Source organism: Eubacterium sp. 3_1_31, assembly GCF_964249515.1.
GTDB classification, from domain to species: domain Bacteria; phylum Bacillota_I; class Bacilli_A; order Erysipelotrichales; family Erysipelotrichaceae; genus Longicatena; species Longicatena caecimuris.
On sequence record NZ_CAXUBY010000013.1, the window covers coordinates 33076 to 46330 of the forward strand.

At 34.6% G+C, this 13255-nt stretch carries 11 protein-coding genes, 1 other RNA gene and 1 other annotated feature; of the genes, 11 read left to right on the forward strand and 1 reads right to left on the reverse strand.

The genetic code is table 11. The annotated features are described in order from the left end of the window. Positions 1–15: 15 nt before the first annotated feature. The 11 genes from yaaA to ACESSZ_RS07230 all read left to right on the forward strand — a co-directional run bounded on the left by yaaA (position 16) and on the right by ACESSZ_RS07230 (position 12477). A complete protein-coding gene (yaaA, locus tag ACESSZ_RS07180) occupies positions 16–219 on the forward strand; it encodes a S4 domain-containing protein YaaA (protein ID WP_008690234.1) in 204 nt (67 codons plus the stop codon). Continuing rightward, positions 216–1316, forward strand: coding sequence for a DNA replication/repair protein RecF (gene recF / locus ACESSZ_RS07185; RefSeq protein WP_008690232.1), 1101 nt, complete (start codon positions 216–218; stop codon positions 1314–1316). The genes yaaA and recF overlap by 4 nt, the downstream gene beginning before the upstream one ends. 10 nt (positions 1317–1326) lie before the next feature. Beyond that, positions 1327–3273 carry a DNA topoisomerase (ATP-hydrolyzing) subunit B gene (gene gyrB / locus ACESSZ_RS07190; RefSeq protein ID WP_008690230.1) on the forward strand — a complete coding sequence of 649 codons (1947 nt, stop codon included), beginning with the start codon at positions 1327–1329 and terminating at the stop codon, positions 3271–3273. Between the two features lie 18 nt (positions 3274–3291). Continuing rightward, positions 3292–5826 carry a DNA gyrase subunit A gene (gyrA, locus tag ACESSZ_RS07195; RefSeq protein WP_008690229.1) on the forward strand — a complete coding sequence of 845 codons (2535 nt, stop codon included), beginning with the start codon at positions 3292–3294 and terminating at the stop codon, positions 5824–5826. Between the two features lie 10 nt (positions 5827–5836). Continuing rightward, positions 5837–6047, forward strand: a binding site (T-box leader). 39 nt (positions 6048–6086) lie between these two features. Then, positions 6087–7373, forward strand: coding sequence for a serine--tRNA ligase (gene serS / locus ACESSZ_RS07200; protein WP_008690228.1), 1287 nt, complete (start codon positions 6087–6089; stop codon positions 7371–7373). 700 nt (positions 7374–8073) lie between these two features. Further along, positions 8074–8169, forward strand: an RNA gene (ffs, locus tag ACESSZ_RS07205) — signal recognition particle sRNA small type. A gap of 20 nt (positions 8170–8189) precedes the next feature. Then, entirely contained in the window at positions 8190–8663 is a 474-nt protein-coding gene (gene tadA / locus ACESSZ_RS07210; protein WP_017144729.1) for a tRNA adenosine(34) deaminase TadA, read from the forward strand. Positions 8664–8740: 77 nt separating this feature from the next. Next, positions 8741–10546: a DNA polymerase III subunit gamma/tau gene (gene dnaX / locus ACESSZ_RS07215; RefSeq protein WP_008690226.1), complete on the forward strand. Its 1806-nt coding sequence runs from the start codon at positions 8741–8743 to the stop codon at positions 10544–10546. 5 nt (positions 10547–10551) lie between these two features. Further along, positions 10552–10860, forward strand: a complete 309-nt coding sequence (locus tag ACESSZ_RS07220) for a YbaB/EbfC family nucleoid-associated protein (RefSeq protein WP_008690225.1) — start codon at positions 10552–10554, stop codon at positions 10858–10860. Continuing rightward, positions 10860–11450, forward strand: a complete 591-nt coding sequence (recR, locus tag ACESSZ_RS07225) for a recombination mediator RecR (protein ID WP_008690224.1) — start codon at positions 10860–10862, stop codon at positions 11448–11450. Before ACESSZ_RS07220 ends, recR begins: the two co-directional genes overlap by 1 nt. 85 nt (positions 11451–11535) lie before the next feature. Next, complete coding sequence (locus tag ACESSZ_RS07230; RefSeq protein WP_008690223.1) at positions 11536–12477, forward strand: hypothetical protein; 942 nt, start codon at positions 11536–11538, stop codon at positions 12475–12477. A gap of 201 nt (positions 12478–12678) precedes the next feature. Here the strand turns inward: ACESSZ_RS07230 and ACESSZ_RS07235 are convergent, their stop codons facing one another. After that, positions 12679–13224 carry a CYTH domain-containing protein gene (locus tag ACESSZ_RS07235; protein WP_008690222.1) on the reverse strand — a complete coding sequence of 182 codons (546 nt, stop codon included), beginning with the start codon at positions 13222–13224 and terminating at the stop codon, positions 12679–12681. Positions 13225–13255 lie beyond the last annotated feature (31 nt).

The window sequence follows — 13255 nt, forward strand, 5'->3', positions numbered from 1 at the left end:
GAGAGTGGTTTTAGAATGAATATCAAGTTAAGCAGCGAGTATGTTACTCTGGGCCAGTTGTTAAAGATGGCAGACTTTATTCAAAGCGGCGGAGAAGCTAAATTTGCCGTAAAAGAGCTTTCAATTTATGTAAATAAAGAGAAAGAAAATCGCCGTGGCAGAAAGCTTTATCCCGGTGATGTCATCAACATTGAAGGAACAATCATAACATTGTCATGAGAGTTTCTGAAATCAGACTGCATGATTTTCGCAATTATGAGGATTTACAAGCTGTTTTTTCTGATGGCATTCATGTGCTGGCAGGAAAGAATGCACAAGGCAAAACAAATTTGTTGGAAGCATTATTGTATCTTTCTACGACCAGATCACATCGGACAAATACAGATAAAGATTTGATCAGAGAAAAAAGCGAGGCTTTTTTTATTCGGGCTAAAATTGAAAAAGAGCATAAAAAAGAAGATATTCAAATTACGGTGAATGAAAAAGGTAAAAATCTCTTTATTTATCAAAATCCGGTAAATCGTGTAAGTGATTTTATCGGTGAATTTAATGCCGTAATGTTTTGTCCGGATGACATGTCATTATTTAATGCCTCTCCTCGCGTCAGAAGACGCTTTGTGGACATGGAATTAAGTAAGATAAGTAAAAAGTATGTGAGTACGCTTTATGTGGCTTTAAAGCTCTTAAAAGAGCGTAATGCATATTTGAAACAAGAACATGTAGATAAGGCTTATTTAGAAGTCTTGACCTCACAGTTGATTGAAGAAGAAGTTGTGATCATACAACAGCGACATTATTTTTTAAAGGAACTATTAGAAAAATGTCAAAAGTTTTATAAAGAACTCTCACAGGATGATACGCTACTTAATATTTCCTATGACAGCTGTATTCCTTTTGATGAAGATAAAAATGTCATGAAAGAAGCTCTGCAAAAAAAATATGCAAAACATCTTGCTCGTGATATCTATCTAAAACAAACAATCATTGGTATTCATAAAGAAGATTTTACTTTTATGATCAATGACAAGGATTTAGCAACCTATGCATCACAAGGTCAAAAAAGAAGTGTCTTATTGGCTTTGAAAATAGGTATGGTTTATATGATACGTGATATCATACAAGAATTTCCGGTATTATTGCTGGATGATGTATTCAGCGAACTGGATGTGTATCGAAGAGAAAAACTGTTAACGTCGTTACCTGCCGAAGTGCAAATCTTCATTTCTACCACAGATACGACGGAAGCAGAAAAAATACGAAAACTGCGTAAGGTTACCTTATGGAAAGTAGCCAATGGAACATTACAGAGATGTTAGGAGGATGTCTATGGATGAAAATCAGATGAAAGAAATCGAAGAAATGGAAAACATCAAGGTTGATCATTCCTATACTGCGGATGATATACAGGTGTTAGAAGGTCTTGAGGCAGTACGGAAAAGACCTGGTATGTATATTGGTTCCACCAGTGAAAAAGGTCTTCACCATCTTGTATGGGAAATTGTGGATAACTCCATTGATGAGGCCTTAGCAGGCTTTGCGACAGATATTGATATTGCGATTGAAAAAGATAATATCATTCGTGTCGAAGATAATGGTCGAGGTATGCCTACAGGCATCGTTGAAAAATCAGGAATTTCCGGTGTGGAAACGATATTTACCATTTTACATGCCGGCGGTAAATTTGGCGGTGGTGCGTATAAGGTATCCGGTGGTTTGCATGGTGTTGGTGCCAGCGTTGTTAATGCTTTGAGTGAATGGCTAGAAGTTACGGTATATCAAAATGGCAATATTTACTTCATGCGTTTTGAAAATGGCGGTAAAGCAGTTGAATCATTAAAGATTATCGGTAAGACAGATAAGCATGGTTCTATGGTACGCTTTAAAGCAGATCCAACGATTTTTACCGAAACGCAGGTTTATGATTTTGAAACATTGAATACCAGAATCCGTCAATTGGCCTTCTTAAATAAAAGTATTAAGTTGATCTTAACGGATGAACGTGAAGAAGAAAGAAAAGAAATCGTTTATAAATATGATGGCGGTATTCGTCAGTATGTAGAATATCTGAATCAGAATAAGAGTCCACTGCATGAAGAAGTTGTTTATGTAGAAGGTATTGAAGATGGTATCTTAGCAGAAATCGCTTTACAGTATAACGATGGATATGTACCAAATATTTATTCTTTCTGTAACAACATTAATACAGCAGAAGGTGGAACACATGAGGATGGTTTCCGCTTAGCTTTAACCAGAATCGTCAATGCTTATGCCAGAGAAAATGGGATGATCAAAAAGGATGAAACCTTAGCCGGCGATGATGTGCGTGAAGGTTTAACGGCTATTATTTCCGTTAAACATCCAGATCCACAATATGAAGGACAGACGAAGACAAAGCTAGGTAATTCAGAAGTTCGTAAAATTGTTTCCAGTATTCTTGGTGAACAGCTGGAAAAATTCTTCTTAGAAAATCCGGATACAGCAAAAATCATCATTGATAAATGTATCCTAGCTAGCAAAGCACGTATGGCTGCGAAAAAAGCCAGAGAGCTGACAAGACGTAAGAGTGCGTTGGAAATATCTTCACTTCCTGGTAAATTGGCGGATTGTTCCAGCCGTGATGCATCGGAATGTGAAATTTATATTGTCGAGGGTGATTCTGCCGGCGGTAGTGCAAAACAAGGACGAAATTCTAAATTTCAGGCCATCTTGCCACTGCGTGGTAAAATCTTAAACGTTGAAAAAGCGCGTTTACATAGAATCTTTGAAAATAATGAAATTCGCTCTATGATTACTGCCTTTGGCTGCGGTATCGGAGAAGAGATGGATATATCGAAATTGCGTTATCATAAGATTATTATCATGACCGATGCCGATGTCGATGGTGCACATATTTGTACACTGATGCTAACCTTCTTCTATCGTTTCTTACGTCCTATTATTGAAGGTGGATATGTATATATCGCCATGCCTCCATTATTTAAGATTCAAAAAGGACAGCGTATTGAATACGTATATGATGAATCCAGCCGTGATCGTGTCATTGCGGAAATGGGTGAAAATGTAAGTATTCAGCGATATAAAGGTTTAGGAGAAATGAATCCGGAACAGTTGTGGGAAACAACGATGGATCCAGCCTTCCGTACATTGAAGAAAGTCAATATCAATGATGCGATGGAAGCAGATAAAGTCTTTGAAATGCTGATGGGTGAAGAAGTTGGACCTAGACGTGAATTTATACAGGAAAATGCTGTATATGCAGAATTGGATGTTTAACAGGAGGTGTATTTTTGAATGGATTTGAATAAAGATAAACTAAAAGAAGTTGATATATCAAAAGAGATGCGAAAATCCTTCCTGGATTACTCCATGTCTGTTATTGTAGACCGAGCTTTACCAGATGTTCGCGATGGCTTAAAGCCGGTACATCGCCGTATTCTGCATGCGATGAATGAGTTGGGTATTGTTGCCAGCAAGCCTTTTAAGAAGTCTGCACGTATCGTAGGTGAAGTTATTGGTAAGTATCATCCACATGGAGATACTGCTGTTTATGATGCTATGGTACGTATGGCACAGGATTTCAGTTACCGTTATATGCTTGTACAAGGTCATGGTAACTTTGGTTCTATGGATGGTGATGGTGCTGCAGCTATGCGATATACCGAGGCGAGAATGAGCAAGATTGCCATGGAATTGCTGCGTGACATTAATAAAAATACTGTAGATTTTGGACCTAACTATGATGGTGAGGAAACAGAACCTAAAGTTATGCCGGCACGTTTTCCTAATTTGATCGTCAATGGTGCTGTTGGTATTGCGGTAGGTATGGCAACCAATATTCCTCCGCATAATCTTACGGAAACAATAGACGCAACCTTTGCGGTTATGGATGATCCGGATATTACAGTCATGGAATTAATGGATAATTATATCAAAGGTCCAGACTTTCCAACTGGCGGTATTATTTTAGGTAGAAGTGGTATTCGTCAGGCATATGAAACCGGACGAGGTTCCATTATCACAAGAAGTAAATATCATGTGGAAGAAATGGGCAATGGCAAGAATCGTATCGTTGTCACAGAAATTCCATATCAGGTAAATAAAGCAAATCTAATTAGTAAGATTGCTGATTTAGTTCGTGAAAAACAGGTGGATGGTATTACCTATCTGAATGATGAATCGAATCGTGACGGTATTCGTATTGTCATAGAATTAAGAAAAGATGTACAGGTAGAAGTAGTGATGAATCAATTGTTCCGTCTGACATCTTTACAGACATCCTTTGGTGTCAATATGCTGGCATTGGTCAATGGTGCTCCTAAACAAATGGGCATTAAAGAAATGCTGCAGCATTATGTAGATCATCAGATTGATGTTGTTGTCAGAAGAACACAGTTTGATTTAAAGAAAGCTGAAGATCGTGCGCATATCTTAGAGGGTCTGCGTATTGCATTGGATCATATTGATGAAATCATTCGTTTGATTCGCGAAAGTCAAAATGATGCAGAAGCAAGAAGCGGTTTGATGGAACGTTTTAAATTAACCGAAATTCAGGCAAATGCAATCTTAGAAATGCGTCTGCGTCGATTAACCGGTTTGGAACGTGATAAGATTGAAAATGAATATCAGGAATTGTTAAAGACAATTGCTGATTTAAAAGATATCTTAGCAAATCATTCCCGTGTTATTCAGATTATTAAAGATGAATTAACAGAAGTAAAAAATCGTTTTGGTGATCCACGACGTACAGAAATCAGTGAAGCAGATTATTCCATGGAAGATGAAGATTTAATTCCGGTGGAAGATGTTGTTATCACAATGACAACAAATGGTTATATTAAACGTATGCCAATTGATACCTATCGTACACAGAATCGTGGTGGCCGTGGTGTCAAGGGAATGTCTGTGAATGAGGATGATATCGTTGAATTATTAACAACCATGTCAACACATGATTATCTGATGTTGTTCACAAACCTTGGTAAGGTTTATCGTATGAAGGGATATAAAATACCTTCTGCAGGTAGAACGGCGAAGGGTCTTCCAGTCGTTAATCTATTGAATCTGGATAAAGAAGAAAAGGTACGTGCTTTAGTACCGGTAAATCCGGAAAGTGAATCAGAATATCTGTTGTTTGTGACACAGAATGGTCTTGTAAAACGTACACCAATGAGTGAATTTGATTCGATTCGTCAAAATGGTAAGATTGCGATTACTTTACGTGATGATGATGAATTGATGGGTGTGAAGGAAACAACAGGCGATGATGAAATTATTATTGCCGGTTCTAATGGAAAGGCAGTTCGTTTCCATGAAGATGGTATACGTGCTATGGGACGTACGGCAAGTGGTGTCAAAGGCTTTAATGTCGATGGTTCCGTTGTTGTAGGTGTTGCGACTTCTAGAGATGGTACGCATTTATTAGCCGTTAGTGAAAATGGCTATGGAAAACGTACAGCTATTGAAGAATATCGTTTAACAACTCGTGGGGCAAAAGGTGTTAAGACAATTAACATTACCCAGAAAACAGGTGATTTAGTATCTGTAAGAGCAGTGAATGGTGATGAAGATGTCATGATCATTACAAATACAGGTATCATAATCCGTATTGCTGTTGAAAATATTGGTATTTATAGCCGAAATACACAGGGTGTAAAATTAATCAATGTTGGAGAAGATGAATCTGTAGCGAAGATTGCTATCGTTGATAAAGAAGAGGAAGCGGAAGATACGGCTGAAGTTTCGACAGAAACAGTTGAAAAAGCAGTAGAAACTGAAGAATCTGCGAAAGATGCCGTGGAACCAATTGACAACGAGAATAAAGAATGATATAAAAAATAAGAAAACGTCGATAAGGATAAGTAATAGAGTCTTTGAGCAAAGAGAGATAACGGCTGGTGTGAGTTATTGTCAAAGCTTTATGAAATCAACCTTGGAGTGAAGTAGTGAATAAAGTAGTTACTTCCGGTAGTACCGTTATCACTTGAGAGGATTCATAGTGTGATGCTATGAATTAAAAAAGGGTGGCAACACGAGGTATCGTCCCTTTCGGACAATACCTCTTTTTTATTTGTAAGGAGGATATAGCGATGTTAGATATGAAATTTTTACGTGAAAACGTAGATTCTGTAAAAGAGAACATGAAAAAGAAGTTTCAGGAACATAAGCTTGAATTAGTTGATAAAGTTGTCGAAATGGATAAAGTGAATCGCCAGTTAAAACAGCGTGGTGATGATCTGCGCGCAAAGCGTAATGCCATGAGCAAGGAAATCGGTGGATTGATGGCAAAAGGCTTAAAAGATGAAGCAAATGCAGTAAAAGCAAAAGTGCAGGCCATGGCAGATGAAATGAAAGAAATTGAAGAAAAAGAAGCGAAGATGGCTGCAGAAATAAAGGAAATCATGATGAAGATTCCTAACATGATTGATCCTAGTGTTCCTATTGGAAAAGATGATTCAGAAAATGTGGAATTACAAAAATATGGGGAACCGATCGTACCGGCTTTTGAAATTCCTTATCATACGGAAATTATGGAACGTTTTAATGGAATTGATTTAGATAGTGCCAGAAAAGTTGCAGGTAATGGCTTCTATTATTTGATGGGAGATATTGCAAGATTACATTCTGCTGTTATTTCTTATGCAAGAGATTTTATGATTGAGCGTGGCTTTACCTATGTGGTTCCACCTTTTATGATTCGCAGCAATGTTGTAACTGGAGTTATGAGCTTTGCGGAGATGGAAGGTATGATGTATAAAATTGAAGGCGAAGATTTGTATCTGATTGGAACAAGTGAGCATTCTATGATTGGTAAGTTCATTGATACAATTTTAGATGAAAAGGATTTGCCTTATACGTATACAAGTTATTCTCCATGCTTTAGAAAAGAAAAGGGAGCACATGGTATTGAAGAACGTGGTGTTTATCGTATTCACCAATTTGAGAAACAAGAGATGATCGTTGTTTGTAAACCAGAGGAAAGTGCAGATTGGTTTGTGAAACTTTATACGAATACTGTTGATTTATTTAGAAGCTTAGATATTCCTGTTAGAACTTTGGAATGTTGTTCAGGTGACTTGGCGGATTTGAAATGCAAGTCTGTCGATGTTGAGGCTTGGAGTCCAAGACAGAAAAAATACTTTGAAGTTGGAAGTTGTTCTAATCTAACAGATGCACAAGCAAGAAGACTTGGAATTCGTGTAAAAGGCAAAGATGGAAAATATTTTGCTCATACGTTAAACAACACAGTTGTTGCTCCTCCTCGTATGTTGATTGCTTTCTTAGAAAACAATCTGAATGAGGATGGAAGCGTAAATATTCCTAAGGTGTTACAGCCTTATATGGGTGGTACAGAAAAGTTAGTACCGAAGAAATAAAAAATTGAGGAAATCACTTAATTTCCTCTTTTTTTGTATTTTCAAGGCATTATTTTCAAAAGCTTGAAAAAGTAAGAAAAAGCTTTATTTAAAGGATTATTTTGAATAAAATAGAATATTTTTACTGCTTGTGATTTGCATTGAAATACTAAGAGATTGGCAGTTGTATATCTCACTGCACATCATTTTCACATTTTAACCACTTTTTTTGTTTCACGTGAAACATTATTTGAAAATTGTTTTACATGAATTTAAATATTGTGGTAGTTTTTTGCTAATTTTTAAAAATGAGAAAAATGATTTTTAATATTAAATTTAAATATCTAAATACCAAAGAAAGGTGTTAATGTTTTTCTTGTGTTACAATCTTGGAAAGAGTATTACCAATAAATTAAGTGAAGTATAAAAAATTATTGATACATAGAAGCTATGTAGAAAAGAAGATAGATACGGTTCAGATAAAGAACGTTGCAGATGATTATATTAAATATGGTGTATTATTAAAAATCATATTTACTTTAAAAAGTATTTAAACTGAAAATTGAAACAACTTTTTTTTAAAAAGAAATCATGTTCTATGAATTGTTTTTTAGTATGAAAAGCTATCATATTGGTGTCCTCTATTTTATGTTTCCTTTTCATCTTTGTTACTACAATAAATTGAAAACAGATATTGCATTCAAATGAATATATGTTATAATATATAAGCTACTACAATGGTATCTACTGAATCAGGTCAGATTGGGAACAAAGCAGCCTTAAGGGAGCTCTATCATGTGTAGTAGCTTTTATTATACCGAAATGAAGGTGATAATCATGCATGAAAACTTTATGCTTGAAGCAATTAAAGAAGCTGAGAAAGCATTTGCTATCGATGAAGTGCCCATTGGCTGTGTTATTGTCTATCATAATAAAATAATAGTAAGAGCACATAATTTAAGAGAAAGTAAACAGTCAGCAATTGCACATGCTGAAATATTAGCAATTGAAAAAGCATGCAATATAATCGGAAGTTGGCGTTTGGAGGATTGTACTCTTTATGTTACTTTAGAGCCATGTCCTATGTGTAGTGGCGCAATTATCCAATCACGTATGAAAACTGTCGTGTTTGGTGCATATGATCCAAAAGGTGGATGCATAGAAAGCTGCATGAAAATGTATGAGACACCCGGTTTTAATCACTATCCCGAAACTATTGGCGGCATTTTGGAAGAAGAATGTGGAGCATTATTGAAACAATTCTTTAGGCAAAAAAGGAAACAAAAAAAAGCAAATACAAGCCCTAAATAGGTGAAAAGTATTTGCTTTTTTACTATATGAGAACATTGCTTTATGATATAATAAATAAGACAGAGAGCAGGTGAATTATGGCTTATAAGGCTTTATATCGTACCTATCGACCTAATAGTTTTGATGAAGTTTACGGTCAAAAACATATTGTCCAAACATTAAAACATGCTGTTGAACAAAATAAAATAGCACATGCTTATTTATTTTGTGGCCCACGTGGTACTGGTAAAACTTCTATTGCAAAAATATTTGCCAAGACAATAAACTGTACAGATGAACATACGAAGGCTTGTGGAAAGTGTGAAAATTGTATTGCTGTACAAGAAGGAAATCATCCAGATATTATTGAAATAGATGCTGCCAGTAATAATGGTGTTGAAGAAGTACGTACCTTAATTGAAAAAGTGAAATATGCACCTTTAAAAGGAAAATATAAAGTGTATATCATAGATGAGGTTCACATGATGTCCACTGGTGCTTTTAATGCACTGTTAAAAACGATTGAGGAGCCACCAGAACATGTTATTTTTATTCTGGCTACTACTGAGCCTCATAAAGTTTTACCTACAATTATCTCACGATGTCAACGTTTCGATTTTACTAAGATTCCAAGAAATGATATAGAAAATCGTTTACGAGATGTCTTACAGGGTGAACAATTAACATGTGAAGATGAAGTAATAAGAATTATTGCACAACTAGCAGATGGTGGTTTGCGTGATGCTTTATCAATTCTGGATCAATGTATTGCATATGCACAAAATGATATTAAGGTGCATCATATTAACGAAATATATGGAATTACCACAATAACAGAAAAACTTGAAATTATTGATGCCATCATCGATAAAGAAGCAGTGAATCTTTTAAATATTGTAGACACTTTGATTGAAAAAGGTATAGATATTAAACGATTGACAGTAGATCTGATTGAAATTCTAAAAGAATCAATTATTTTCGAATATACTAAAGATATAGGGTTATTACGTATATTAAACGGTGAAGAAGTCAATCATATGATTGAAAGATTGAGTCGCAAGAAACGTTTCGATATGATTCATCTCTTAATGGAAACATATGATAAATATCGCGGTGCAGCGAATGTAGGATCTTATTTCGAGGTTTGCTTATTGCAAATGTTGGATGATGATGTAATACAAAAAAATGAATCAGTACAGGTGTTGCCAGTAAAATCAGAAAGTAAACAAGCTATTATTAAACAAGATTTGAATAAGAATGTTTCACGTGAAACATTTGAACCTAAAAAGGAAAAGAAAATACTTGAAATACCTGAAGATGATGAACCATATGATTTGGATGTATCCATAACAGAAGACAACCAAGAACTTGAATTACATACTCAGGTGATTTCATCAGTAGATGTTCCTAATACATCTAAAACAATTAAACCTTTAGATGATGATTTTATTTTAGGACTATTGGCAGGGGCAAATAAACCAGAAAAGGCGCAAGACATAAAAGATTTCTATCGAATTGCTGAATATATGTTAGATTTAACATGGGCAAAGTCAGCAAATCTATTAAAAAATAGCATGATTGTCGGTAGTGGTAGTAACTACATCGTTATTAGTGTGGACAATCAGGCAGAAGCAAATGAAATCAATGAGGCAGATAGTAAAAATGAATTCAATGCATTTATACAAGAACTGCTGCATAAAAATAAAAAAATATTTGCTATTTCCAAAGAACATCAAACAAGAATTATTCGTGAATTTAAAGAACGAATGATAAACGGAACATTGCCTGAACCAATACAGATAGAAACTGTAAAGATAGAAAGAAAAGAGATTGTTGAGAAAACACAAGAAGAAACAATACTGGATTTATTCGGTGAAGAAAATATTATTATAACGGAGGAATAGATATTATGAATATGCAAAGCTTATTAAAACAGGCACAAAAGATGCAGAAAGAACTTGCAAAAGCAGAAGAACTTTTAAATGAACAGACATACGATTCTACCATGGGTGGTGGGGTTGTTAAAGTTACCGTAAAAGGAAGCATGGAAATTGAAACAATTTGTATTGATGAAGCATTATTAGAAAAAGATGGAAAAGAAGATTTAGAAGAAATGTTGAAATCAGCTATTAATGATGCATTAAGTAAAGCCGTAAAAGATAAAGAACAGAAAATGAATGCTTTAACAGGCGGAGTGAAAATGCCTGGAGGATTTTAATGTATCCAAAAAAGTTTGAGGCTCTTGTAGAAAGTTTTCGGAAACTTCCCGGTGTAGGAATGAAAACCGCAGAACGATATGCTTTTCAAACACTAGAGTGGGATGAAGAAACCTTAGATGGCTTTATACAAAGTTTAGCTGATATGAAAGACGGTCTGAAAAAATGTGAGGTATGCGGAAATCTGGCTGAAGGAGACTTGTGTGATATATGCAAGGATACAACAAGACAGCGTGATATTATCTGTGTTGTTCAAAGTCCTAAGGATGTAATTGCCATGGAAAAGACGAAAGAGTATGCAGGTGTTTATCATGTTTTAAATGGTGTAATATCCACAGCGAAAGGTATTTTACCTGAAGATATTAACATTGAAAGCCTATTGACACGTATTCAAGAAGATACAAAAGAAATTATTATCGCAACCAATCCGACGGTAGAAGGAGAAACGACTGCTTTATATCTCTCAAAGCTTTTAGAAAGCTATGATGTTACAGTCACACGTATTGCACATGGACTTCCTATGGGCGGTCATTTAGATTATGCAGATGAACTCACTTTAATCAAAGCAATTGAAGGTCGTAAAAAAATGTAAAAGAAATCGTGAGAAATCACGATTTTTCTATGTTTCAATTTCGATTACATGATAAAATAGATAAGAGAGAAAGAGGTGTTGTACGATGGCTTCCATTGCCTATATTACAGATAAAAAGATGATAGAATATCATAGACTGAATGGCAATCATTCCATCAATTTTTGGAAACCTAGCAATACCAAAAAAATCAGTGATTTTCATAATGGTGATTTATTATTTTTTCTGGCGAAGGGTACTGAAAAAGGAAAAAATAAAGAAAAAGGTCTAATCGGATATGGCAGACTACAAAAAAGCTATACACTGACATTTTCACAAATGTGGAATCGTTATGATACAAAAAACGGTTATCCAGATAAAGATTCATTAGAGGAAGCAATTCGTAAAGTAACAAAAAATCATAAACTTCCAGATTATTTAAATTGCCTTATATTAGAAAACTTAGTCTTTTTTCAAGCTCCCATTTATTTAAGTGAAATAGGCGTAGCTATTTCAAATAAAGTAGAGAGTTATATCTATCTTGATAAAGATGATATGTTTCTTACTTCAAAAATATTAAAATTAGCGAATGAAATAGGTTCAGATATGTGGTCATCCTTGTTTCACGAACAGACACATGATTTTATGATCGATGCACAAATAAATCTTGTGAATAATATACATGATAAAATTGCATGTGATATGTATAGTACGCATGATGTTCGTATGCTCTATAAATATGCAATTGCCATCATGAAGAATCATAACCAATATCAGTTTGTCAGCAATAGTAAAACAGAGTTTATAGAATATACGAAAGCGGGACTCATCTTGTATCTTCCTTGTATTGTGAATACTTTGGAATTTACGAAAAAGTTTCAATACATGTTAGGACACTATATGTTTTATTCTACATATATTGAGAAAAGTGAATTTAATGCAACAATACAATTATGTCTGTTATTTAATCAAAAACTAAGTGACGAATACAGAGAGATATTATGTCAGTTACATATAAATTACGAAGAAAGGCTAGTCGATGATGACTAGCCTTATGAAATGAATTTGAATGTACATAACATAAAAAGAAATGGTAAAGATGGATGCTAACGATTTTATAATATGCTCATTCCTATAAGCTAACTTAAAGGCACAAACAAGAATGGAGAAAACGTGGTTATTCTAAATGAATCTTTGTTTCTATTGCATTTCTCATAGCAACATAGTAGTTACATTTTGAACAATCAAAAATTATAAACTGTTGATTGCTCTTTGAATTTTTGAAATACAATTTTTCTCATATACGACATTTATTTGTTTCATGATGTCTTGGAATATGGAAAGACCATCATGTTCCTTTTTATATTCATATTCAATTTCATAATCTGTTTTTCCATGATAGGTGCTGATATCAAAACATAGCTCAGCAAACTCACTTTCATAAACCGCTCGCTGCGTATGAAGTTCGGCTATCTTAAAAAAAGGACCTTGTAATTGATAGCGATGTAATAGTTCCTGAATTTCTTCATCTTCTAAACTAGTAATAGCATTTTTCGGTACTGGCTTCTCAAATTCTAATAAACCTTCTTCACTTTGCATCTTCAATGTGAAAATATGCATACCATTGACATCACGAATACGCATTGCTCCTTTATGTTTACGAATCATTAAATCTTGAGTGTCATAATAAATATTTACTTGTTCATGAAATGGTGGTGTAGCAAAATTTTGATATAAATTATAAAATTGTTCCTTTGTGACGAGAACTTTATACTCTTTTTCAATATTGTTATTCATCTTATATCACCCAAATGTTATAATACAATAG